The following is a 22,057-nucleotide window of genomic DNA, read 5'->3' on the forward strand; positions in this document are numbered from 1 at the left end:
ATCTGGGCATGGAGCCACCGGTCGAGCTGTCCTACGCGAAGTGTCGAGAGCTGTTGGGCGGTGGTGTGTTCGGTCGCGTCGCGGTGTGTACGCCGGCAGGTCCACGCATCCTGCCGGTGAACTACAGCGTGGTCGGCGAGGCGGTGGTCTTCCGGACCTCGGCCACCGGCGTCGTCGCGACCCACGACTGGCACGCGACGATCGCCTTCGAGGTCGACCACGTCGACTACTCCGACCACAAGGGGTGGAGCGTGGTGGCCCTCGGCAAGGCCGAGCCGATCGAGGAGGCTGACGAGCTGGCAGCGGTCCAGCGCACCTGGGACCCGCGGCCGTGGGCGGGCGGGGACCGCTCCCTCTACGTCCGCCTCCGGTGGGAGGAGCTCAGCGGCAGGCGCCTGGGTCAGGGGTGGACCCACGACAACGAGATGCCCGTCCGACGCACCCTGTGACGCGGGTCCGGAGCGGACTAGAATCTAGTCGTGAACCCCCAGAACAACCTTCCGACCCAGACGCCCGTACGGCGTCCGCGGCACCTGCTCGACCCCGCAGACGTCGCGCAGAGCCACCGGCGGTCGCAGTCCACGAAGGAGTCGCTGACCAACGTCCAGCGCTGGGTGATGTCGGTCCTCGCGGTCACCACGATCCTGCACCTCGCAGGCGGCCTGGTGCTCGCCGCGGTCTACATGCCCGAGTCGCGCCTCGACGCCCGCATCGGCCTGAACGTGATCGCAGCGATCATCGGCGTCCTCGCCGTGGTCACGGCCAGGGCCATCCACCAGAAGCCACCGTTGACCCCGTGGCTGGCCCTGGGTCTGGTCCCCGGCCTCCTCGGCCTGTGGATCGTGCTCGCCTGACCCGACCCGGAACCGCCGTGGACACCGCCCGGGCGGGCTAGGCGCTGTCCGCGTGGAGGAGGTCGTCGATCTCCTCGGCGGCGATGCGGATCTTCGCCGCGAGCGGGCGCACACCCTCCGGCAGCCCGGCTCCTGAGGCACCCCCGGAGCACACCAGCAGCCCGGGATGCTCGCTGCGCAGTCGCTCGGCGACCCGGACGGCTTGGGCCCGGTCCTCCTCGGTGACCACCGCCAGCACCGCTGCCCGTGCCGCATGGCTGCGCACGGCAGTGTCCCAGCTGCTCACCGGGACGTTGGCACCGAGGTAGAGCACGTTGAGCCCCCTTCTGCGGATCGCGGTCGCGAAGGCCAGTGCCCCGAGCTCGTGCTGGCTGCCCGCAGGCAGCCCGACCACCACCGCCGGGCCGCGGGCCCGGCTCCCCGCCGCGTCGAACGCCGCCGAGAGCCGCCGGTGCACGGCGTGACTGGCCGCGTGCTCGCCGGCGACGTCGATCTCGCCTCCCGCCCAGGCCTCACCCAGCGCTTCGAGGGTCGGGAAGAGCCAGGAGTCCACGACGTGCTCGAACGAGCCCAGGGAGAACGCCTGGTCGAGGGCGCCCTCCACGAGTGCTTCGTCCAGCTCGGCCGCACCCTGGAGGAACTGCTGCATCAGCGCCATCGCGGGCGGGAGCGCGTCGGCGGGTGGAATCGCGTGGTCGGGCCGCTCGCCCTCCTCCAGGTGCTGTCGCGGGACGCGGTCCGCCGGCGGCTGCGGCAGCGCCTCCCCGCGACCGCGCACTGCTCGCGCCGCCTCCGCCGGGGACCACCCGTCGTCGACGAGCCGGCGCATGGCGGAGAGCACGGCCAGCGCCTCGGGATCGTAGAGGCGGTAGCCGGAGGCACTGCGGTGCGGCTCAACGACGGCGTACCGCTTCTCCCATGACCGCAGTGAGGACTCGGGAATCCCGGTGAGGCGTGCCGCCTGCTTGATCGTGTACATGGTTTGTGCAGAGTAAACCAGATTCAACCCTAATCAAACCCTAGACACGCCCCACGTCCCCGCTTATGTTTGACATCACCCTCATCCGTTAAATCACGGCGGACGCCCAGGAGGCTCTCGGGATGAACCCACCAGCGCGGCATGGCCATATTGCCCACCTACCTCCGCCGACCCGAGCTCCCTGGTATGCCGCCGAACGGGTGGAGCGCGTACGGCAGGAGCTGTGCAGCGAGCTGGAGTCGGCTGTCGAGTTCGCCGACTTCTGCACGTTCCTGACCGCCGGCAAGACCGAGGCCGTCGCCGCCCGGCTGGTGTGCGCGGCGCAGACCCTCTATGACCAGACGGTCGAGGACCTGGCCCGGACCGGGGGGTCGCGATGACCGGGCGCCACCGCAGGGACGTGGACCGCGCGCGGCTGACGGCAGGCCGTCGCGGCGACCGGGGCGGAGCCCACCGCATCCGCATCGGGATGAGGACCGGCTTCACGCCCGCCCAGCTGCGGCCCCAGGACGGTGCGGCCGAGGAGGCACGGAACCGGCTGCGGGCGAACGACCTCTGGGAGGGCCACGGTGCAGCGGCCTACGCCCTGGCTCGCGCCCTGCTCGGCAACGACCTCGCCGCCGCGCGGGCCGTCGAGCGCGGAATGGCCGACGTCACCGCCTCCGGAGGACAGGGGTCACCCAACGAGATCCGCCGCGACCTCGCGCGGCACGTCTACCTGCACTGCCAGGAGCTCGACGACCAGGCGCCCTGGTCGCTGCGCCTGCCCGCCTCGATGGTGTGGCTCGGACAGCTCGCCCAGCTCCAGCGTGCCTGTCTGGCGCTGTGCGTCTTCGGCGGTCACACCCACCGCGAGGCAGCCGCCCTGATCGGCGTCTCCCCGGCGACGGTGGCCCGGTCGCTGACCGCGGGGCTGCGCGAGCTCGGCGTGCTCTCGAGCGGCGGGCCCGCGGCCGCGACCGGCTGAGCCTTCCCGGACCGTTCACTCGAACGGTGCCGGGTCTCCGCCCGGCTGCCGGCGAGGCGGCCGCGTGCGCCGGCCCACGCCGGGGGCACCGCCTGCCCACCGGAGCAGGTCGGGAAGTGAACCGGCCCGGTCACCACTCTCGGGGTGACCGGGCCTCACTTCTCTGGTGCGCGAGGGGGGAGTTGAACCCCCACGCCCTCTCGGGCACACGGACCTGAACCGTGCGCGTCTGCCATTCCGCCACTCGCGCCAGAAGCGACGTCAGGCTATCCCACGTCGTCTCAGTGACCCAAACCGGGACCTGAACGGTCGCACTGTCCGGATACGATCGCGGGAACGCCCGATCGGTAGAAACCTGAGGGGAGGCCGCCGTGAGTGCACTGCAACGATTCGAGAACAGGCTCGAGCAGATGATCTCGGGCATCTTCGCCCGGACCTTCCGCAGCGCTGTGCAACCAGTCGAGATCGCCTCCGCGCTGAACCGCGAGGTGGACAACTCCGCGCAGATCCTCAGCCGCGACCGCCGACTGGTGCCCAACGCGTTCGAGGTGGAGCTCTCCGCCAGCGACCACGAGCGCCTCGAGGCGCTCGGTGCCCAGCTGCCCCGAGAGCTCACCGAGATGCTGCGCGAGCACGCCGCCCAGCAGTCCTACGTCTTCACCGGCCCGGTCAAGATCGCCCTCGAGGTCAGCGACGACCTCACCACGGGGCGGTTCCGGATCCGGAGCAAGGCGGTCTCGAGCTCCAGTCTCGCGGCAGGCGACCCCACCGACACCCAGGTACGCCGGGCCACCGCCACCTTGGCGATCAACGGGGAGAACCTCCCGCTGGCGCCTCCCGGCATCGTGGTGGGCCGAGGGAACGACGCCGACCTCCGAATCGACGATCCGGGCGTGTCGCGCAAGCACATCGAGATCCGGGTGGAGGAGGCTCTGACGCCGGGCGAGCTGCCCCGCATCACCGTCCACGACCTGGGCTCCACCAACGGCGTCCTGGTCAACGGCAAGCGAGTCGAGAAGGCCACCCTCACCGATGGTGCGACGATGAAGATCGGCAACACGACCATGTCCCTGCACCTCAACCAAGGGTGAGTGTGACTTGTCCGAGCTGACCCTGTTCCTGATTCGGCTCGCCTATCTGGCGATCCTGTGGATCTTCGTGCTCTCCTGCATCTCGGTGATCCGCTCCGACATGTTCGGTGCGCGGGTCGCCCGGCAGGAGTCCGGTCGCGGCCGCTCACGCCAGGACCGTCGGCCGAAGGCCAAGGCGAAGCCGGCCAAGCCCCGTCGCGGCGTGCCCACGCAGGTGGTCATCGTCGACGGCGGCAACAAGGGTGAGGCCGTCTCCCTCGAGCAGGCCCCGCTGCTGATCGGCCGCGGGAACGACGCCGCGATCCGCCTCGACGACGACTACGTCTCCACCAGGCACGCCCGCATCGCCAGCTCCGGGGAGCAGTGGTTCGTGGAGGACCTCGGCTCCACGAACGGCACCTACGTGGGCACCAGCAGGATCACCCAGCCCACGACGCTCCAGCTCGGCACGCAGGTCCGCATCGGGAAGACGATCCTGGAGCTGCGCAAGTGAGCATCCGACCGGGCTCCCCGTTGGGCCCCACATGAGGCTTCGCTACTCCGCGCTCTCCGACGTCGGTCGGGTGCGGCGCGACAACCAGGACTCCGGGTACGCCGGTCCCCACCTGCTGGTGGTCGCCGACGGCGTCGGCGGGTCGGCCAGCGGCGACGTCGCCAGCAGCGCCACCGTCAACGTGCTGCGCCGCCTCGACAACGCGCCCGGGGACGACATGCTCGGCGCGCTGGCGGGCTCCATCCACCGCAGCCACGACCAGATCGCTGCCCTGGTCAAGGAGACCCCGGCACTCGAGGGGACCAGCACCACGGTCACTGCGGTCATCTTCGACGGCGCCCAGATCGGCGTGGCGCACGTCGGGGACAGCCGCGGCTACCTGCTGCGCGACGGCAGCCTCTCCCAGCTGACCACCGACCACACCTTCGTGCAGAGCCTGATCGACGAAGGCCGGATCACCGAGGACGAGGCCCGGGTCCACCCGCACCGCAACCTGATCCTGCGGGCCGTCGACGGCGTGCACGAGCCCGAACCGGACGTGTTCATCCTCGAGGTCGCCGCGGGCGACCGGCTGCTGCTGTGCTCCGACGGCTGCTCGGGAGTGCTCTCGGACCAGGAGCTCACCCGCCTGCTGGGCGAGGGGACCCCCGACTCGGCTGCGGTCGCCCTGGTGAACGCCTCGCTGGACGCCGGGAGCACCGACAACGTGACGGTCGTGATCGCGGATGTCGTCTCCGACGACGCCGCCCACGACAGCGACACCTCGGCCGCGGCGACCACCGGCCCCATGCTCGTCGGCGCCGCCGCCGAGGGCCCCGGCCGCCGCTCTACGGGCTCCGCCGGCGGCTCGGCACGGGCAGCCGACACCGGCGAGCTCGACCCAATCGACGACCCAGGAGGTGGCCCAAGAGGCGGCTCAGCCGGTGGCCCAGACGGGGCCGGCACCGGGGCCGATCTCGATCCCGAGGAGGCGCGCTACGCCCCCCGGCCGCCCAAGCGGTTCATCTGGGCGAGGAGCCTGGCCGCGGTGGCGCTGGTGGCCGTCCTGGTCGGCATCGTCGCGGTGGCCGGCTACAAGTGGACGCAGGGCCAGTACTACGTCGCCAACGACGACGAGGTGGTGGCGATCTTCCGCGGCGTCGAGGCCGACCTCCCCGGCATCCGCCTGCACCGGGTCGAGGAGAGGAGCGACCTGCTCCTGGACCGGCTGCCGACCTACAACGCCCGGCAGGTCCGCGACGGCATCAGTGCGAACAGCCTCGAGGACGCCCGCGGCATCCTCACCCGGCTCGAGGGGCTCGAGCTGTGCCCAGAGCCTCCGGCACCGGCTCCGTCGTCCTCCCCCAGCGCGAGCGCCAGTCCCAGCCCGGCCCCGAAGTCGGAGAAGAAGCAGCAGCGCGCGGCCCCGTCGCCCTCGCCGTCGTCGTCCCCGACGACCAGCCCGGCCGACTGCACCGAGGTCGAGTCGCCATGAGCAACCGATCCCCAGAGCGCAGCCCGCAGGGCCTGACCGGCTTCGTCCACCGGCGCCGCCGCGGAGCCGAGCTGTTCCTGCTGCTGCTCAGCCTGGTCGTCGGCATCGGGGCGTACGCCGCCGTCGACCTCGGCGTCAACGGCACCCTGCCGGTCAACCTGCTCACCTACGGCTCGTGGCTCGCGGTCCTGGTGATCGGCTGCCACGTCGTGGTCCGGAAGTTCGCGGCGTACGCCGACCCGATCCTGCTCCCGATCGTCTCGGCCCTCAACGGGCTCGGCCTGGCGATGATCCACCGCATCGACCTGGCCCGGCAGGCCCGCAACCCCGACGCCAACGGCTTCGCCGACGCCCAGCTGATCTGGATGACGCTGGGGACCCTGCTCTTCGCGGTGGTCCTGATCGGACTTCGCGACCATCGCCGGCTCCAGGCGTTCACCTACACCTTCGGGCTCGCCGCCATCGTGCTGCTGCTGCTGCCGCTGCTCCCGGGCCTGGGGCGCACCATCAACGGCTCCCGGATCTGGATCAACGTCGGCCCGCTGAGCTTCCAGCCCGGCGAGGTCGCCAAGGTGCTCCTGGTGATCGCGTTCGCCGGCTACCTCGTGCAGCACCGCGACGCCCTGGCGCTGGCCGGGCGCAGGTTCCTGTTCGTGGACCTGCCGCGCGGCCGTGACCTGGGCCCGATCGTCGCGATGTGGCTGGTCTCCCTCGGCATCCTGGTCTTCCAGCGCGACCTCGGCTCCTCCTTGCTGTTCTTCGGGCTCTTCCTGGTGATGCTCTACGTCGCGACCGAGCGACCCGGGTGGCTGGTGATCGGTGGGGCCCTGTTCGTCGGCGGCGCCTACCTGGGCTACCTCTCCCTGAGCCACGTGCAGTCCCGGGTCGCGGCCTGGCTGGACCCCTTCGACAGCGAGTCCAACGCCTACCAGCTGGTCCAGGGCCTCTACGGCATGGGCTGGGGAGGCCTCATCGGACGCGGTCTGGGTCAGGGCCAGCCGCAGATCACCCCGCTGTCGTGGTCGGACTTCATCCTGCCCTCGCTGGGCGAGGAGCTCGGCCTGACCGGGGTGATGGCGATCATCCTGCTCTACGGGATCCTGGTCGAGCGCGGCCTGCGCACAGCGCTGATCTGCCGTGACGACTTCGGCAAGCTGATGGCCACCGGTCTCGCGGTCGTCTTCGCACTCCAGGTCTTCGTGGTGATCGGCGGCGTCACCCGGCTGATCCCCCTGACCGGCCTCACCACCCCGTTCCTGTCCCAGGGCGGCTCCAGCCTGGTCGCCAACTGGGCGATCGTGGCGCTGCTGCTGCGCATCTCCGACCAGGCACGAAGGCCACCCCCGGAGCTGCTCGAGCCCGACGACTACGACGCCGATGCCACCCAGGTGGTGAGAGTCCAACGATGAACAAGCCCATCCGAAACCTCGCCGTCGCCTCGATGTTCATGTTCCTGGCGCTGCTGGTCAACGTGACCTACGTGCAGTACTGGCAGGCCGACGACCTCACCTCGCTCAGCCAGCACCCGGACAACAAGCGCGTCCGCGACGCCGAGTTCTCCCGCGAGCGCGGCCCCATCCTCGTCCGGGGCAAGGCGGTCGCGGAGAGCAACAAGTCCGACGACGTCTACAAGTTCCAGCGCGTCTACCCCCAGGGCCTGGAGTACTCCCACCTCACCGGCTACTTCTCCCTCGACTGGGGACTGGCCGGGATCGAGGCGACCGAGAACTCCATCCTCTCCGGCAGCGACTCCAGCCTGTTCGTCACCCGCGTGATCGACCTGGTCGACAACGAGCCCCCCAAGGGCGGCAGCGTCACGCTCACGGTGAACCCCAAGGCGCAGAAGGCGGCGTACGACGGCCTCAAGGCGCTCGGCGACAACGTGCGCGGCGCCGTGGTCGCGCTGGAGCCGAACACCGGGAAGATCCTGGCGATGGTCTCCAGCCCCAACTACAACCCCAACCGGATCGCCAGCCACGACTTCGCGGCGGCCGGCAAGGCCAAGCGGAGCTTGGAGGCCAACCCGCTGAATCCGCTGGACAACCGCGCGATCGAGGAGGTGCTGCCGCCCGGGTCGGTGTTCAAGCTGGTCACCGCGGCCGCCGCCCTCGACACCGGCAAGTACGACCCCGACACCCAGGTGCCCGGCGGCGCGCGCCTCGACCTCCCGCTGACCACCCGCGACCTGGTCAACGAGAGCCGGGGTTCGTGCGGCGGCGACAAGATCAGCTTCACCCGTGCCCTCGAGGTCTCCTGCAACGTCGCGTTCGGTGACGTGGGGATGAAGATCGGCGCGGACAAGCTGCGCGAGACAGCCGAGAAGTTCGGCTTCGGCAAGCGCTACTTCCGCCAGCTCGACGACTCCCTGACCCGGCAGTCGCTGAGCCGCTTCCCCGAGGACCCCGACGAGCCGCAGACCGCCCTGTCGGCGATCGGGCAGTTCGACGTGGCCGCCACGCCACTCCAGATGGCGATGGTGGCCGCCGGGATCGCCAACGACGGAGTGGTGATGAAGCCCTACCTGGTCGACGAGACCAAGTCGCCCAAGCTGGAGAACATCAGCAAGGCCACGCCCGAGCCGATGCCCGACCAGCCGGCGATGAGCTCCTCGGCCTCGCGCGACCTGCGCCAGATGATGGTCTCCGTCGTCGACAGGGGCACCGGCCGGCCGGCTCAGATCCCGGGCGTGGAGGTGGCCGGGAAGACCGGTACGGCGCAGAGCTCGCCCGATCGGCCGCCGTACGCCTGGTTCGTCTCGTTCGCGCCCGCGCAGAACTCCCAGGTCGCGGTCGCCGTGCTCGTCCAGGACGCCGGGGTGGCCCGTGACCAGATCTCCGGCAGCGGTCTCGGCGCTCCCATCGCCAAGGCGGTCATGGAAGCGGTGATCGACCAGTGACGCCAGGACCCGACGACCAGCCCACGAGCCCCGGCGGGCCCACGGATCCCAGTGAGCGCTACCAGCGCATCTCCCGGATCGCGACCGGCGGGATGGGCGAGGTCTGGCGCGCCCGCGACGCGCTGCTGGGCCGCGAGGTGGCCGTCAAGATCCTCAAGCGCGAGTACGCCGACGACCCCACCTTCCGCGCCCGGTTCGAGGCCGAGGCCCGGCACGCCGCCGGCCTTCACCACCCCGGGATCGCCTCGGTCTTCGACTACGGCGTGCTCCCCGGCCCGAACACCCCGTTCCTGGTGATGGAGCTCGTCGACGGCAAGCCGCTCTCGGACCTGCTGGCCAACGGGCAGCCCTTCGACCCCGAGGTGGCGCGCGGCCTCGCGCTCCAGGTCGCTGAGGCCCTGGCCGTGGCCCATGCCGCCGGGGTGGTCCACCGCGACGTGAAGCCGGCCAACCTGCTGGTCACGCCGGACGGCCGGGTGAAGATCACCGACTTCGGCATCGCCCAGGCCACCAACTCGGTCGCGTTCACCCAGACCGGGCAGATCGTCGGCACCCCGCAGTACCTCTCCCCCGAGCAGGCCCGCGGCAACCAGGCCACGGCGGCCAGCGACGTCTACGCCCTCGGGGTGGTGCTCTTCGAGTGCCTGACCGGACGGCGGCCGTTCAACGCCGACACCCCGATCGCGACCGCCCTCGCACAGATCCAGCAGGACGTCCCCCCGCTGCCCGACTCGGTCCCGGCCGGCCTCGCAGCCGTGGTGACCCGGGCCCTGGCCAAGGACCCCCGGCAGCGTTACCCCGACGGCGCCGCCATCGCGACGGCCCTGCGCGAGTGCGCCGACGGCGGTATGCCGACCGCGGTCGTCCCGCTGGGAGCCCCCCTCGACGACTCGACCCAGGTGCTCACCTCCACCGCTGCGCCCCTCGCGGGAGGCGCCGCGCTCGCGGACGCCGAGGAGGAGGACGTCCCCGAGGAGCAGCCGAAGCGCTCGCGCTGGCCGTTGTACGCCGCCGGGGCGCTCGTCCTGCTGCTGCTCGCGGCCCTGCTCGTCACCAAGCCGTGGGCCGGCGACGACGCCGCCACCGAGAACGGCGTCGAGAGCTCTGCGCCCGCTGACCCGGAGGAGGAGACCGTGCGCGTGCGGCGCGCCGACTACATCGGCGAGCCCGTCGACGACGCCGTGGCAGCCCTGGAGGACCTCGGGCTGGAGACCAGGACCCGCACCCGGGACAACACCGGCGACCGGGAGGCCGGCACGGTCGCCGACCTGAACCCGACCGGGAGCGTCCCGGCGGGAGCGACGATCACCCTCGAGGTCTGGGGGGAGGCGCCGGCCGAGCCCACGGAGCCCGAGCAGGACGACGACGGCGACCAGGGCCAGGGCGACCAGGGCCAGGGCGACCAGGGTGACCAGAGCGACCAGGGCGACCAGGGCGATTCCGGCGAGGAGGACCCGGGCCAGGGCAATGGCAACCAGGACAACGGCAACCAGGGCAACGGCAACCAGGGCGGCAACCAGGGCGACGGCGACTCCGGGAACGGGAACGGGAACGGGTCAGGCACCGGCGGCACCACCGAGCAGCCCGGGACCCAGGCCCCGCAGGAGTCGACCTCACCCGGGGCGGGGGCACCGCCGGCGAACCCGCAGGGTGAGACGGTCACGCCCAGCCGGCCCGTGCCGTCGCAGAAGGGGGACTGATCGGCGATGACCGAACCGCACCGCATCGGCGGCCGCTACGAGGTGGGCGAGCTGCTCGGGCGAGGGGGCATGGCCGAGGTCCGCAAGGGCACCGACGTCCGTCTGGGACGCACCGTGGCCATCAAGCGCCTGCGCACCGACCTGGCCAGTGACGCCACCTTCCAGGCGCGGTTCCGGCGCGAGGCCCAGTCGGCGGCCTCCCTGAACCACCCCGCGATCGTCTCGGTCTACGACACCGGCGAGGAGATGTCGACCGACGGCAGCCACGTCGCCCAGCCCTACATCGTGATGGAGTACGTCGCCGGCCGGACCCTGCGCGACATCGTCCGCGAGGGCCGCAAGATCCTGCCCGAGCGCGCCCTGGAGATCACCTCCGGCGTGCTCGACGCGCTCGACTACAGCCACCGGGCCGGGATCATCCACCGCGACATCAAGCCCGGGAACGTGATGCTCACCCCCTCCGGTGACGTCAAGGTGATGGACTTCGGCATCGCCCGCGCCGTCTCGGACGCCTCCAGCACGATGACCCAGACCGCGGCCGTGGTCGGCACCGCGCAGTACCTCTCCCCCGAGCAGGCTCGCGGCGAGACCGTCGACTCCCGCTCCGACGTCTACTCCACCGGCTGCCTGCTCTACGAGCTCCTCACCGGCCGGCCGCCCTTCGTCGGCGACAGCCCGGTCTCGGTGGCCTACCAGCACGTGCGCGAGCAGGCCCAGCCGCCGTCGGCGTACGACGAGGAGATCACGCCGGAGATCGACGCGATCGTGATGAAGTCGCTGGCCAAGAACGTGGGTGACCGCTACCCGAGCGCGGCAGCGATGAAGGCCGACATCGACCGCTACCTCGCGGGCCGGCCGGTCCAGGCTCCCGCCGTGGCCGCCCACCCCACCGGCTACCTCCCGCCCGCCGGCGCCACCCAGGTGATGGGGACGCTCGGTCCGCCACCCGAGGACGACGAGCCCGAGCGCAGGAAGCGCGGACCGGTGATCCTGCTGGTGCTGCTGCTGCTCGCGCTGGTCGCGGCAGGCGTGGTGTTCGGGCCCAGGCTGCTCGACAGCGAGCCCGAGAAGCAGGCGGTGCCGACGATCACCGGCCTGACCCGCGACCAGGCCGAGCGCACCATCCGCGACCGCAACCTCGAGGTGGGCGAGGTCACCACCGCTGCCAGCAAGGAGGTCGCCGAGGGCCGGGTGATCTCGCAGACCCCGCAGGCCGGGCTCGAGGTCGACCCGCAGTCGAAGGTCGACTTCGTCGTCTCCGAGGGAAGACCCCAGGTGGAGCTGCCCAGCGTGGTGGGCCAGCCCAAGGGGGACGCCGCCCAGCAGCTGCGCGGCCTCGGGCTGCGCGTGCTGCTCAGCGAGCGCAACGCTGACGACCCGCGCGACCAGGTGGTCGCGATGCAGCCCCCCGCCGGGACGTCGGTGGCCGACGGCTCCAAGGTGACCCTGTTCTGGTCCGACGGCCCCGAGTCGGTGCCGAACGTGGTCGGCAAGACCGAGGCGGAGGCGACCCGGCTGATCGAGGCGGCCGGCTTCAAGGTCAGCCGGGTGACCGACTCCAGCACCGAGTCGCAGAAGGGCACCGTCCTGCAGCAGAGTCCCTCGGCGGGGCAGGAGCTCGACGAGGGCAGCCCCGTGACGATCGTGGTCTCGACCTACGAGCCACCGGCTCCGGCTCCCTCGCCCTCACCGACGCCGACCGAGCCCTCGACCTCGGCCCTGCCCACGCCCTGAGGCCCGCCCGGAGAGCGGCCCAGAGAGCGGCCCAGAACAGCGGCCCGGCAAGGGCTCAGTCGCGCCCGATGGTGCCGCTGGTGTCCGGCTCGGCGTAGCGCAGGTCGCTGCTGCCGCCGTACGCCGCCATGGTGAGGTCCGACTCGACCCGCACCTCGTAACCGAGGTCGTGGGCGTCGACGTAGGTCTTGTAGCCCGCGATGTAGTCGCTGGCGTCGAGGCTGGCCATCAGGGAGCCGACGTCACCGATGGCGGTGATCTCGTAGGGCGGCGCGTAGGGGACGCCGTGCAGCACGACCGTGTTGCCGACGCACTTGATGCCGGTGGTGCTGATCACGCGCTGCTCCTGCAGCGTCATCGCCTCGGCCCCGCCCGCCCAGAGCGCGTTCACCACGGCCTGGATGTCCTGCTGGTGCACGACGAGCTGGTCGGCGGTCACCTCGCCGTCCTCCAGGGCGCGGTCGATGGCGTCCTCGGGCGCGTCCTCGAGCACCACCGTCACGGCCGGCCCGCGGACCTTCTCGAACCCGGCGGGCCCACGCAGCGCGGCAACCTCGGCCTGCACGTTGCTCACCTCGGCGTCGTCGACCGCCTCACCCAGCGTGGCCACCTCACGGGTGAGGGCGGCTACCCGGCGCTGGAGGGAGTCGGTGCGCTGGCGTTCCTGGCGCACCACGGTGTCCAGGTTGGTGACGCTGGAGGCGCGCAGGTCCAGGCCGCCGGAGGCCAGGGCGCTGGTCACGAACAGGGCGCCGGCCACCACGAAGACCATCATCGCGACCAGGCGCCAGCGGATCGCCTTCAGATGACGGTTGATGCTCAACGGGGCGCCTGCTCTCGATCGGTCCTGGCGTGACTAGGCTAGTGCCTCGCGTCCGGGCTGTTTCCCGGGCCAGCGACCACTGCAACGCATTCTGGGTGCGCGGGGCTGCCCGACGTGCTCGTACCCGATGCCCCAAGGAGTCGACCGTGTCCAAGCCGTCCGCGCGCAAGCCCACCGTGATCGCCAGTGGGTACCAGACCTCGATCCCGCGGACGGTGATCGCCGTGCTGCTGGTCGTGGCGGGGATCGCCTGGATGGCGGTCTACATCAACTACGCCAAGGACGCGGCCACCTTCACGGACTTCCCGGGCGCCAAGAAGCCGGCCAACCCGCTGCCGTGGATGGCCGACCTCGGTCGCTGGAACTTCCTGATCGGGTTCGGGCTGATCTTCGCCGGCCTCGCCGCCTCCGCGCACAAGCTGACCCCCCTGGGCCGGGGGCGCGGCGTGGTGATCGGGATGCTCGGGTGCTTCCTGATCGGGCTGATCTGGATCGTGGCGTTCTACTTCATCGGCCAGGACGGGCCGGTCCCCGTGATGAAGGACCTCGACCAGTACAACCTGCTGGTCGGCATCGGGTTCATGGCGGTGGGGTTCACCTTCGCCACCAAGTGGGAGTAGCCCTACTTACACCGGTGTAGTTCTCCACAGGGTTGTACACAGCTGTGGACAACTTCCACCGGTGTAATTCTGTGGTTTCCCGGCATGGTTCAGGCGTGGCCCAGGCGTGGCCCAGACATGGCTCAGACATGGTTCAGGCGTGGTCGCCGTGTGCTTCCGGCTCAGCCGGGAGCCACGAGACCGGCACCGGAGAGCGCGACCCCGCGGGCCACGATCAGCAACACGGCGATGCCGAGCACCAGCCCGGTGGCGGTCCACTGCACCAGCGAACGCCGCGATCGCGGCGCGTAGGCCATCGCCGCGCCCAGGGCCGCCCCGCCGAGCAGGCCACCGAGGTGCCCCTGCCAGGAGATGCCGCTGAGGGTGAAGGTGAACACCAGGTTCAGTCCGATCCACATCAGGATCGACTGCACCTGCCCACGGACCTTCAACGCGACCACGGCCAGGGCGCCCATCAGGCCGAAGATGGCGCCGGAGGCTCCCAGGGTGGCCACGTAGGCGTTGGACAGCACCATCACCGCCGCGGAGCCGGTGAGGCCGGAGACCAGGTAGAGCGCCAGGAAGCGGGTCCGCCCGAGGACGTTCTCCAGCATCGGTCCCAGGAAGTAGAGCGCAAGCATGTTGAACCCGATGTGCAACGCCTGCTCGTGGGTGAACATCGAGGTGAACGGCTGCCACCAGGCGCCCATCGCGACCCCCTCCGCCAGGACCCGGCCACCGTCGCCGGTGGGCCTGCCGGTGAAGGCGGGGATCAGCGCGAGCCTGTAGAGCACCTCGCTGGTGCGCCCGCCCGTGGCCTGGATCAGCACCCACACCGCGAGGTTGAGGCCGATCAGCACGTAGGTGGTCAGCCGGGGGTCGGCGACGCGCTGGCCGCCGTACGGCGTGAGGAGCTGGCGGGAGCCCTTGTTGCCCGCCTTCACGCAGTCGGGGCACTGGAAGCCGACCGCCGCGGGGTTCATGCAGTCAGGGCAGATGGGCCGTTCGCAGCGCTGGCACCGGATCCAGGTCTCCCGGTCGGGGTGGCGGTAGCAGGTGGGTGGGGCGGTCGGCACGTTCGCCGGACCCGCCCCACCCACCGGCGGACCAACCGGAGGGGTCACCCGCGCTCGATCTCCACCGTCTCGATGACCACCGGCTCGACCGGCTGGTCGCCGCGACCGGTCGGGGTCGAGGCGATCGCGTCGACGACCTCACGGCTGGCCTGGTCGGCCACCTCGCCGAAGATCGTGTGGCGCCGGTTCAGGTGCGGGGTGGGGCCCACGGTGATGAAGAACTGCGAGCCGTTCGTCCCCGGGCCGGCGTTGGCCATCGCGAGCAGGTAGGGACGGTCGAACTGCAGCTCGGGGTGGAACTCGTCCTTGAACTTGTAGCCCGGCCCGCCGGTGCCGGTGCCGAGGGGGCAGCCGCCCTGGATCATGAAGCCCTCGATCACGCGGTGGAAGCCGAGGCCGTCGTAGAAGGGCACCCCGGAGCGGCCCGCGTCGTCCTTGTACTCCTTGGTGCCCTCGGCGAGGCCGGTGAAGTTCTCCACCGTCACGGGGGCGTGGTCGGGGAAGAGGTTGATCACGATGTCGCCACGGTTGGTCTTGAGCGTGGCCTTGAGGTCAGACATGTCTGCCTTTCGGGTATGTGTCTTACGAGGACGTCGGCATTGATCCTCCCACGCAGACCCCAGCGCGGGTCAGGCCGCCCGCAGGGGGCCTTCGGCCAGGCGCCCCAGCCGCGCCGGCGGGTGACCCGGCGCGTCCCTCGCCCGCTCACCCACGGTGGACGCGGGTTTATTTACCCCCGCACACCGGGCATGATCGGGGCTCAGCCGCACCCGAACTCCGCAGAGAGGGAGTCTTGCAACCCATGTTTGCCAAGAGCCGCAAGGAGAAGTTCGTCGAGCAGGCCCAGGACCTCGCCCACGACCTGTCAGAGGCCATCGCCCCCCACGTGGAGCGGGCTCGCGACGAGCTCGCCCCGCGCATCAACGACGCGCGCGAGCAGCTCGCGCCCCGTCTGAGCGAGGCGCGCGACCACATCGCCCCGCGCATCAGCGAGGCGCGCGACCACATCGCGCCCCGGATCAACGAGGCACGTGAGCAGCTCGCGCCCTACCTCGCCGACGCGCGCGAGCAGGCCACGCCGTACGTCGAGGACGCTCGCGAACGACTGTCCAAGGGCGCCGCAGCCGCGCTCGCAGCCGGCACCCCGGTGGCGCTCGAGGCCCAGCGCCGCGGGAGCCTGGCCGCCGCCGCCCTCAAGGGTGAGCCGGTCAAGCGCAAGGGCGGCAAGAAGAAGTACTTCGTGATCGCCGGCCTCGCCGGCCTCGGTGTCCTCGCGGTGCAGAAGCTGCGTGGCGGCAACGAGTCGGCCAACTGGCAGACGTCGTACGCCCCGAGCCCCGCACCCGCCGCCCCGGCACCCAGCCCGAGCGCCGCGGCGCCCACGGTCGGCAGCCACGCGGCTGATGTCCCGGCCGACTCCGGTCCGGTCGGCTCCAGCCCCGGTGAGTCCATCTCGGACGCCGTCGAGGAGCCGCACGAGGTGACCACGCCCGACGCTCCCGCCGAGGCCGTGGACGTCACCTCCGTGGAGGACCCCAAGAAGCCCTGAGCGAGCTCCTCAGCCGGCCCGTCGCACCTCGTGCGGCGGGCCGCTGTCGTTCTCGGAGTCGTTCTGCCCGACCGGCGTGCCCCACTCGCGGCGGACGCGGGCCGTCGCACGGTGCTCGGCCCAGAAGCTCAGGATCGGGACGGTGCCCATCAGGAACGTGACCACGCTGAACCCGGTCGGCCACCCGGCTCGGCGGGACAGCTGGAAGGCCGTGAGCACGAAGATCATGTAGAGCCACCCGTGGGCGACGCCGAGCACGCTGGTGATCCACTCGCCCACCTCGTGGCCCCGGCTGCCCTCGGCCCAGAGCGCCGGAGTGGAGTCGAAGATCCCCCACATCGCGGTGCCGTCGAAGTTGCCGAGCGGCACGCCGACCAGGATCAGCACGATCAGCAGGATCCCGACGATGGTGGCCATCACCCGGTAGCGCAGCAGCGCGGAACGCAGGTTGGCAGGAAGCTCGACCTTGGTCACGGCTGCGACGCTACCTCTCCGGCCCTGGCCGCCGGTTCCCGGGACGCCTCGAGCACGTCGCGGCACCACCGGACCCAGATGTAGATGGCGAACCCGCCGAAGATCCACCACTGGAAGCCGTAGAGCAGGTTCTTCAGAGAGGTCGTGCTGGAGACGGCCGGGACCGAGTCCGGGGACACCGCGACCAGCCCGGAGGCCTCTCCACTCACGTCGCGGGCCACCACGTAGCCGCTGTAGAGGTCGGCGTCGACGTGCTCGACCATGCTGGCGATCCGCATCTCGGGCATCACGTGGTCGTGCGGGTCGGGGTCGGGGATCCTCGCGCCCTCCGAGGCCTGCAGCCACCCCTCGACCTTCACGGGTCCGTTGGGGACCGCGACGTCGGTGTCCGGGGACCAGCCACGCACGACCGGCATCGCGCTGTCACCGATCAGGACGGGGGTGACGACCCAGTAGCCGTCCTTGCCGTCGACCTGGCGACCCTCGACGTACAGCGTGTCGCCGGGCATCCACTCACCCTCGAACGCCACCGGCTGGCCGAGGTACTGGCCCGGGAACGCACTGTCGCCGGTCATCGCCTTCGAGAGCGGGATCGGCTCGGCGCGGGTCACGTTGCGAGCCTCCGCCGTACGCGCGGAGTCCCACACGTCCAGCTGCCAGATCCCCAGCAGCGTCGCCGCCGCCAGCGCCGCCACCATCAGCAGATGAGCGCCCCAGTATCGGGGGGCGAGCAGGAGAGACACGCCCCCAGAGTACGGGGGGTCCTCAGGCCGGGCGAATTCCCTCACGCCGCATCCACACGTGCATGATGCCGTCCTCGTCGTAGGGCGCACCCACCGCGCGGAAGCCCAGGCTGGCGTAGAACCCCTCGAGGTGCGCCTGCCCGCCCAGCTCGACCGCGACACCTGGCCAGGCCTCCTCACAGAGGGCCAGTGCCTGCTCCATCAGCCGCCGGCCGAGCTGGTGCCCGCGGGCCGCCTCGTTGACGATCACCCGGCCGATCCGCGGCACCGGGTGCTGCTCGTCGGGAGCCAGGATCCGTGCGTACGCCGCGATCGCGCCACCGTCCCGGCCGACCAGGTGCCGGGTGCCGTCGAGCAGGTCCTGCCCGTCGATGTCCTGGTAGGCGCACTCCTGCTCCACCACGAAGACCGCCGACCGCAGCCTGAGCACGTCGTACAGCGTGGGGACGTCGAGGTCCGCGGGCGCCAGCAGCGACCAGGTGACGGCGAGGCTCATGGAGTCCAGTATCGCCAGTCGCCCCTATGGGGTGGAACGCACGCACCTGCTGCCGGTGATCAACCCCACAGCGGGGTGGTGGAGCCTAGGGGACTCGAACCCCTAACCCCCTGCTTGCAAAGCAGGTGCGCTACCAATTGCGCCAAGGCCCCGGGGGACTACGCCTTCTCGACGCTGTCGGTGGCCTGCTGCCACAGGGCCTGCTCGCGCTTGCCCTCGTCCATCTTCTTCTTCGCGATGACAGCGCCGAGAGCTGCTGCCGCTACGAGCAGGATCTTCTTCACGGCTGTCTCCTCCAGTGGTGGTCGGTGGGCCTAAGAGGACTTGAACCTCTGACCTCTTCCTTATCAGGGAAGCGCTCTAACCGTCTGAGCTATAGGCCCGGAAGTGCACCCGCGACTGCTGCCGGGTGGACCGAGAGGGAAGGCTACCCCATGCGCAGGAGCCCCTACAAAACGCCTCCGGAAGGCGCTCAGTTGTCCTCGGCCAGGGTGACCTCGATACCGCCGAGCAGCGCCGCGGAGAGGTTGTAGAGGAACGCTCCCAGGGTCGCGATCGCTGTGATCAAGATGACGTCGAGGACGGCCACGATCATCGTGAAACCGAGCACCCGGGAGGTGCCGACGTAGTCCTGGATCCGGAACGGGTCGTCCCCGGTGCCGCCGACGGCCTGCTGGGCGACCGAGTTCACGGCGTCCCAGACCCCCGAGGCCCCCAGCACCGCCCAGATGATCGCCACGGCGACCACCAGCACGATGCCCAGCGCGATCGAGAGCAGGAACGAGGTCTTCATCACCGACCACGCGTCGACCTGGACCAGGCGCAGCTGCGCCCGGCGGGTACGACGCGGCGCGGCCGGCTTGGTCGCCGCCTCGGTCCGGGCCCCGTTGCTCGCCTGCGTGGCAGCACCCGCGCGGGGTCGCCGGAAACCGCTGTTGCGCCCGGCCGGGGCCTCGCTGGTGCCCACCGAGACCGCTTCGGCGCCCTGCCCGCCGGAGGCCTTCGCGCGCTCCTTGTCGGCTCGCGCCTGCCTCGGCGACCTGGTCGTGGACTTCTTGACCGCGGACTTCTTCGCCGGCCGGGCCTCCGCCGGCCCAGCCTGGGACGTGGCCTCTGTTGACCGCTCCTGGGCGGGCCTGGCCTCCTGGGACTTCCCGGACTCCTCCGCCAGCCCTGGCGGAGGGGGCGGCAGGATCGGTCCGCCCAGATTTCGCCGTGAGGCGACGGAGTCGTCTTCGCGAGCCTCAGCCATCAGCTCTCGTCTCCCGGCTCGATGTCGGTGACCGTGCCGTCGTCGGTGTCGGTGTCGGTGTCGGGAGCGCCCTCGATGGCGTCCTCGACCTCCATAGTGGCACCACCCTCGAACTCGGCACCGGATCCGGCGTCACCGGCCCCCGAATCGGCGTCCGCCTGCTCCGCGGCTGCCTCGTCGACGGCTTCCTCCACGGCCTCCTCGACGGCCGCGTCCTTCTCGACGCTGCGAGCGACCACCGCGACGGTGTCCTTGCCCTTCGGAGAGACGAACTTCACGCCCATGGTGGAGCGTCCGGTGGGCCGGAACTGGTCGTCGATGGGGCTGCGGACGACCTGGCCGCCCGAGGTGATCGAGAGGATCTCGTCGCCCTCGACCACGATGAACGCGCCGACCAGGCCGCCGCGGTCCTCGTTGCTCAGCGACATCGCCTTGATGCCCAGGCCGCCGCGCGACTGGGTGCGGTAGTCGGAGATCCGGGTGCGCTTGGCGAAGCCGCCGTCGGTCATCGTGAACACGTACTGCTCGGCGACCTCGTCGGACTCGGCGGCCTCACCCTCCACGGACTCCTCGGCAGCCACCTGCTCAGCCCTGATCACCGACATCGAGAGCACCGAGTCGCCCTCGCGGAACTTCATCCCCTGGACGCCGCTGGTGGCGCGGCCCATCGGGCGCAGCTGGGTGTCGTCGGCGGGGAACCGGATCGCCTGCCCCTTGCGAGAGACCAGCAGGATGTCGTCGCCGGGGTTGACCAGCTCGGCACCGATCAGCTCGTCGTCGTCCTCGCGGAAGTTGATCGCGATCACGCCGGCCTGGCGGGGACTGTCGTAGTCCCCGAGCCGCGTCTTCTTGACCAGTCCCGCCCGGGTGGCGAGCACCAGGTAGGGGGCCTGCTGGTAGTCGCGGATCGCCAGCACCTGCGCGATGTCCTCGTCGGGCTGGAAGGACAGCAGCCCCGCGACGTGGCTGCCCTTGGCGTCACGAGACGCCTCGGGCAGGTTGTAGGCCTTGGTGCGGTAGACCCGACCGGCCGTGGTGAAGAACAGCAGCCAGTGGTGGTTGGTCGTGGCCATGAAGTGCTCCACCACGTCGTCTCCGCGCAGTGCGGCCCCACGCACGCCCTTGCCGCCCCGCTTCTGGGTGCGGTACTGGCTGGCCAGGGTCCGCTTGGCGTAGCCGCCGCGGGTGATCGTCACGACGAGGTCCTCGTCGGGGATCAGGTCCTCCATCGAGAGGTCGCCGTCGGCCGCGATGATCTGGGTACGACGGTCGTCGCCGTACTTCTCCACGATCGCGGTGAGCTCGTCGGAGACGATCTGACGCTGGCGCTCCTCGCGGGCGAGGATGTCCTCGAGGTCGGCGATCTCGATCTCGATCTCGGCCAGCTGGTCGATGATCTTCTGACGCTCCAGGGCGGCGAGGCGACGCAGCTGCATGTCCAGGATCGCGTTGGCCTGGATCTCGTCGATCTCGAGCAGCTCGATCAGGCCCTGGCGGGCGTCGTCTACCTCGGGTGAGCGCCGGATCAGCGCGATCACCTCGTCGAGCATGTCGAGGGCCTTGACCAGCCCGCGCAGGATGTGGGCGCGGCGCTCGGCCTCGGCGAGGCGGAAGCGGGTCCGGCGCTGGATGACCTCGATCTGGTGGGTGACCCACGCGCTGATGAACTGGTCGATCGTCAGCGTGCGCGGCACCCCGTCGACCAGCGCCAGCATGTTGGCGCTGAAGTTGGTCTGCAGCTCGGTGTGCTTGAGCAGGTTGTTCAGCACGACCCGGGCGACGGCGTCGCGGCGCAGCACCACGACCAGCCGCTGGCCGGTACGGCCCGAGGAGTCGTCGCGCACATCGGCGATCCCCTGGACCTTGCCGCCGCGGACCAGGTCGGCGATCTTCTCGGCCAGGTTGTCCGGGTTGACCATGTAGGGCAGCTCGGTGATGTTCAGGCAGGTGCGGCCCCGGGCGTCCTCGTCGATCTCGATGACCGCGCGCTGGGTCACCGAGCCGCGGCCGGTGCGGTAGGCCTGCTCGATGCCCTCGCGGCCCACGATCAGGGCGCCGTTGGGGAAGTCGGGGCCCTTGATCCGCTCGATCAGCGCGTCCTGGAGCTCCTCACGGCTGGCGTCGGGGTGCTCGAGCGCCCACTGGGCACCCGCCGCGACCTCGCGCAGGTTGTGCGGGGGGATGTTGGTGGCCATCCCGACCGCGATGCCGGCCGAGCCGTTGACCAGCAGGTTGGGGTAGCGCGACGGCAGCACCGTCGGCTCCTGGCTGCGGCCGTCGTAGTTGGGCTGGAAGTCGACGGTGTCCTGCTCGATGTCGCGGACCATCTCGAGGGCCAGCGGCGCCATCCGGCACTCGGTGTACCGCATCGCGGCGGCGGCGTCGTTGCCCGGCGAGCCGAAGTTGCCCTGCCCCTGGATCAGCGGCGCGCGCATCACCCACGGCTGCGCGAGACGCACCAAGGTGTCGTAGATCGCGGAGTCACCGTGCGGGTGGTACTGACCCATCACGTCACCCACGACGCGCGAGCACTTGGAGAACCCGCGGTCGGGGCGGTAGCCGCCGTCGTACATCGCGTAGAGGACCCGACGGTGCACCGGCTTGAGGCCGTCACGTACGTCGGGCAGCGCCCTGCCCACGATGACCGCCATCGCGTAGTCGATGTAGGCCCGCTGCATCGAGGTCTGCAGCTCGATCGGCTCGATCCGGCCGCCGGGGCCCGGTGCGATGGGGCCGCTGCCGTCGGTGGGGGTCTCAGTCATTCGAATTCACTCTCGTTCTTTCGGGAGTCAGGCGTTGCGAGGTGCGTGCGATGGCAAGGCCGATGAGGGAAGGCGGGCCTGGAACGGCTGAGCGG

23 protein-coding genes and 3 tRNA genes are annotated in these 22,057 nt (G+C 70.9%); 13 read left to right on the forward strand and 13 right to left on the reverse strand.

Translation table 11 applies throughout. The features are described 5' to 3' along the window. Nucleotides 1-8: 8 nt before the first annotated feature. Both AC4BGB_RS11780 and AC4BGB_RS11785 read left to right on the forward strand, forming a co-directional pair. The gene (locus tag AC4BGB_RS11780; RefSeq protein WP_490547044.1) at nt 9-449 is read left to right on the forward strand and encodes a pyridoxamine 5'-phosphate oxidase family protein; all 441 of its coding nucleotides are present in this window, start codon (nt 9-11) and stop codon (nt 447-449) included. 30 nt (nt 450-479) lie between these two features. Then, a complete protein-coding gene (locus AC4BGB_RS11785) occupies nt 480-854 on the forward strand; it encodes a hypothetical protein (RefSeq protein ID WP_490547045.1) in 375 nt (124 codons plus the stop codon). Between the two features lie 37 nt (nt 855-891). Here AC4BGB_RS11785 and AC4BGB_RS11790 read toward each other — a convergent pair whose 3' ends face one another. Further along, nucleotides 892-1,833: a MerR family transcriptional regulator gene (locus AC4BGB_RS11790; RefSeq protein WP_490547046.1), complete on the reverse strand. Its 942-nt coding sequence runs from the start codon at nt 1,831-1,833 to the stop codon at nt 892-894. Nucleotides 1,834-2,033: 200 nt separating this feature from the next. Between AC4BGB_RS11790 and AC4BGB_RS11795 the strand changes: the two genes are divergently transcribed. Both AC4BGB_RS11795 and AC4BGB_RS11800 read left to right on the forward strand, forming a co-directional pair. Continuing rightward, the gene (locus AC4BGB_RS11795) at nt 2,034-2,213 is read left to right on the forward strand and encodes a hypothetical protein (RefSeq protein ID WP_490547047.1); all 180 of its coding nucleotides are present in this window, start codon (nt 2,034-2,036) and stop codon (nt 2,211-2,213) included. Then, a complete protein-coding gene (locus AC4BGB_RS11800; protein ID WP_490547048.1) occupies nt 2,210-2,800 on the forward strand; it encodes a sigma factor-like helix-turn-helix DNA-binding protein in 591 nt (196 codons plus the stop codon). Before AC4BGB_RS11795 ends, AC4BGB_RS11800 begins: the two co-directional genes overlap by 4 nt. Before the next feature lie 164 nt (nt 2,801-2,964). On the opposite strand, the gene AC4BGB_RS11805 is transcribed toward AC4BGB_RS11800, so the two are convergent. Beyond that, nucleotides 2,965-3,050: transfer RNA gene (locus tag AC4BGB_RS11805), tRNA-Leu, on the reverse strand. 121 nt (nt 3,051-3,171) lie between these two features. Between AC4BGB_RS11805 and AC4BGB_RS11810 the strand changes: the two genes are divergently transcribed. Genes AC4BGB_RS11810 through pknB form a run of 7 tightly spaced genes read left to right on the forward strand, consistent with a single transcriptional unit; the run spans nt 3,172 to nt 12,188 of the window. Beyond that, nucleotides 3,172-3,891 (forward strand): FHA domain-containing protein, encoded by a 720-nt coding sequence (locus AC4BGB_RS11810; RefSeq protein ID WP_490547049.1) that lies wholly within the window; start codon nt 3,172-3,174, stop codon nt 3,889-3,891. Between the two features lie 7 nt (nt 3,892-3,898). Continuing rightward, a complete protein-coding gene (locus AC4BGB_RS11815; protein ID WP_490547050.1) occupies nt 3,899-4,384 on the forward strand; it encodes an FHA domain-containing protein FhaB/FipA in 486 nt (161 codons plus the stop codon). Nucleotides 4,385-4,415: 31 nt separating this feature from the next. After that, nucleotides 4,416-5,858: a PP2C family protein-serine/threonine phosphatase gene (locus AC4BGB_RS11820; protein ID WP_490547051.1), complete on the forward strand. Its 1,443-nt coding sequence runs from the start codon at nt 4,416-4,418 to the stop codon at nt 5,856-5,858. Then, nucleotides 5,855-7,267, forward strand: a complete 1,413-nt coding sequence (locus AC4BGB_RS11825; protein WP_490547052.1) for an FtsW/RodA/SpoVE family cell cycle protein — start codon at nt 5,855-5,857, stop codon at nt 7,265-7,267. Before AC4BGB_RS11820 ends, AC4BGB_RS11825 begins: the two co-directional genes overlap by 4 nt. Next, nucleotides 7,264-8,754: a peptidoglycan D,D-transpeptidase FtsI family protein gene (locus tag AC4BGB_RS11830; RefSeq protein WP_490547053.1), complete on the forward strand. Its 1,491-nt coding sequence runs from the start codon at nt 7,264-7,266 to the stop codon at nt 8,752-8,754. The genes AC4BGB_RS11825 and AC4BGB_RS11830 overlap by 4 nt, the downstream gene beginning before the upstream one ends. Next, nucleotides 8,751-10,454, forward strand: coding sequence for a serine/threonine protein kinase (locus AC4BGB_RS11835; protein ID WP_490547054.1), 1,704 nt, complete (start codon nt 8,751-8,753; stop codon nt 10,452-10,454). Before AC4BGB_RS11830 ends, AC4BGB_RS11835 begins: the two co-directional genes overlap by 4 nt. 6 nt (nt 10,455-10,460) lie before the next feature. Then, nucleotides 10,461-12,188, forward strand: a complete 1,728-nt coding sequence (gene pknB, locus AC4BGB_RS11840) for a Stk1 family PASTA domain-containing Ser/Thr kinase (protein ID WP_490547055.1) — start codon at nt 10,461-10,463, stop codon at nt 12,186-12,188. A 55-nt stretch (nt 12,189-12,243) separates the two neighbouring features. Here pknB and AC4BGB_RS11845 read toward each other — a convergent pair whose 3' ends face one another. After that, a complete protein-coding gene (locus AC4BGB_RS11845; RefSeq protein ID WP_490547056.1) occupies nt 12,244-13,011 on the reverse strand; it encodes a DUF881 domain-containing protein in 768 nt (255 codons plus the stop codon). A 95-nt stretch (nt 13,012-13,106) separates the two neighbouring features. Here AC4BGB_RS11845 and AC4BGB_RS11850 point away from each other — a divergent pair, with 95 nt between their 5' ends. Next, nucleotides 13,107-13,631 (forward strand): cell division protein CrgA, encoded by a 525-nt coding sequence (locus AC4BGB_RS11850; RefSeq protein ID WP_490547057.1) that lies wholly within the window; start codon nt 13,107-13,109, stop codon nt 13,629-13,631. A 161-nt stretch (nt 13,632-13,792) separates the two neighbouring features. On the opposite strand, the gene AC4BGB_RS11855 is transcribed toward AC4BGB_RS11850, so the two are convergent. Further along, the gene (locus tag AC4BGB_RS11855; RefSeq protein WP_490547059.1) at nt 13,793-14,593 is read right to left on the reverse strand and encodes a rhomboid family intramembrane serine protease; all 801 of its coding nucleotides are present in this window, start codon (nt 14,591-14,593) and stop codon (nt 13,793-13,795) included. A 137-nt stretch (nt 14,594-14,730) separates the two neighbouring features. Then, nucleotides 14,731-15,246: a peptidylprolyl isomerase gene (locus AC4BGB_RS11860; protein ID WP_490547061.1), complete on the reverse strand. Its 516-nt coding sequence runs from the start codon at nt 15,244-15,246 to the stop codon at nt 14,731-14,733. A gap of 242 nt (nt 15,247-15,488) precedes the next feature. On the opposite strand from AC4BGB_RS11860, the gene AC4BGB_RS11865 reads away from it, so the two are divergent. Beyond that, the gene (locus AC4BGB_RS11865) at nt 15,489-16,235 is read left to right on the forward strand and encodes a DUF5324 family protein (RefSeq protein ID WP_490547062.1); all 747 of its coding nucleotides are present in this window, start codon (nt 15,489-15,491) and stop codon (nt 16,233-16,235) included. 9 nt (nt 16,236-16,244) lie between these two features. Here AC4BGB_RS11865 and AC4BGB_RS11870 read toward each other — a convergent pair whose 3' ends face one another. The 8 genes from AC4BGB_RS11870 to gyrA all read right to left on the reverse strand — a co-directional run bounded on the left by AC4BGB_RS11870 (nt 16,245) and on the right by gyrA (nt 21,962). Further along, the gene (locus tag AC4BGB_RS11870) at nt 16,245-16,709 is read right to left on the reverse strand and encodes a DUF3817 domain-containing protein (protein WP_490547064.1); all 465 of its coding nucleotides are present in this window, start codon (nt 16,707-16,709) and stop codon (nt 16,245-16,247) included. Beyond that, entirely contained in the window at nt 16,706-17,452 is a 747-nt protein-coding gene (locus AC4BGB_RS11875; RefSeq protein WP_490547066.1) for an SURF1 family protein, read from the reverse strand. Before AC4BGB_RS11875 ends, AC4BGB_RS11870 begins: the two co-directional genes overlap by 4 nt. 22 nt (nt 17,453-17,474) lie before the next feature. Next, the gene (locus AC4BGB_RS11880) at nt 17,475-17,948 is read right to left on the reverse strand and encodes a GNAT family N-acetyltransferase (protein ID WP_490547067.1); all 474 of its coding nucleotides are present in this window, start codon (nt 17,946-17,948) and stop codon (nt 17,475-17,477) included. Between the two features lie 76 nt (nt 17,949-18,024). Next, nucleotides 18,025-18,100, reverse strand: a tRNA-Ala gene (locus tag AC4BGB_RS11885). 6 nt (nt 18,101-18,106) lie between these two features. Continuing rightward, the gene (locus AC4BGB_RS11890) at nt 18,107-18,232 is read right to left on the reverse strand and encodes a DLW-39 family protein (protein WP_490547068.1); all 126 of its coding nucleotides are present in this window, start codon (nt 18,230-18,232) and stop codon (nt 18,107-18,109) included. Nucleotides 18,233-18,257: 25 nt separating this feature from the next. Further along, nucleotides 18,258-18,331, reverse strand: a tRNA-Ile gene (locus tag AC4BGB_RS11895). An 89-nt stretch (nt 18,332-18,420) separates the two neighbouring features. After that, on the reverse strand, nt 18,421-19,200 hold the full coding sequence (locus tag AC4BGB_RS11900) for a DUF3566 domain-containing protein (RefSeq protein WP_490547069.1): 780 nt from the start codon (nt 19,198-19,200) through the stop codon (nt 18,421-18,423). Then, entirely contained in the window at nt 19,200-21,962 is a 2,763-nt protein-coding gene (gene gyrA, locus AC4BGB_RS11905; RefSeq protein WP_490547070.1) for a DNA gyrase subunit A, read from the reverse strand. Before gyrA ends, AC4BGB_RS11900 begins: the two co-directional genes overlap by 1 nt. Nucleotides 21,963-22,057 lie beyond the last annotated feature (95 nt).

It is taken from the genome of Nocardioides sp. Z30_9 (assembly GCF_058215735.1).

Bases quoted from the DNA above. Each gene is read 5' to 3' on its own strand.
- AC4BGB_RS11790 (WP_490547046.1), bottom strand. From the start codon at position 1,833: ATGTACACGATCAAGCAGGCGGCACGCCTCACCGGGATTCCCGAGTCC.
- AC4BGB_RS11780 (WP_490547044.1), top strand. From the start codon at position 9: ATGGAGCCACCGGTCGAGCTGTCCTACGCGAAGTGTCGAGAGCTGTTG.
- AC4BGB_RS11880 (WP_490547067.1), bottom strand. From the start codon at position 17,948: ATGAGCCTCGCCGTCACCTGGTCGCTGCTGGCGCCCGCGGACCTCGAC.
- gyrA (WP_490547070.1), bottom strand. From the start codon at position 21,962: ATGACTGAGACCCCCACCGACGGCAGCGGCCCCATCGCACCGGGCCCC.
- AC4BGB_RS11820 (WP_490547051.1), top strand. From the start codon at position 4,416: ATGAGGCTTCGCTACTCCGCGCTCTCCGACGTCGGTCGGGTGCGGCGC.
- AC4BGB_RS11860 (WP_490547061.1), bottom strand. From the start codon at position 15,246: ATGTCTGACCTCAAGGCCACGCTCAAGACCAACCGTGGCGACATCGTG.
- AC4BGB_RS11855 (WP_490547059.1), bottom strand. From the start codon at position 14,593: ATGAACCCCGCGGCGGTCGGCTTCCAGTGCCCCGACTGCGTGAAGGCG.
- AC4BGB_RS11825 (WP_490547052.1), top strand. From the start codon at position 5,855: ATGAGCAACCGATCCCCAGAGCGCAGCCCGCAGGGCCTGACCGGCTTC.
- AC4BGB_RS11800 (WP_490547048.1), top strand. From the start codon at position 2,210: ATGACCGGGCGCCACCGCAGGGACGTGGACCGCGCGCGGCTGACGGCA.
- AC4BGB_RS11900 (WP_490547069.1), bottom strand. From the start codon at position 19,200: ATGGCTGAGGCTCGCGAAGACGACTCCGTCGCCTCACGGCGAAATCTG.
- pknB (WP_490547055.1), top strand. From the start codon at position 10,461: ATGACCGAACCGCACCGCATCGGCGGCCGCTACGAGGTGGGCGAGCTG.
- AC4BGB_RS11865 (WP_490547062.1), top strand. From the start codon at position 15,489: ATGTTTGCCAAGAGCCGCAAGGAGAAGTTCGTCGAGCAGGCCCAGGAC.
- AC4BGB_RS11830 (WP_490547053.1), top strand. From the start codon at position 7,264: ATGAACAAGCCCATCCGAAACCTCGCCGTCGCCTCGATGTTCATGTTC.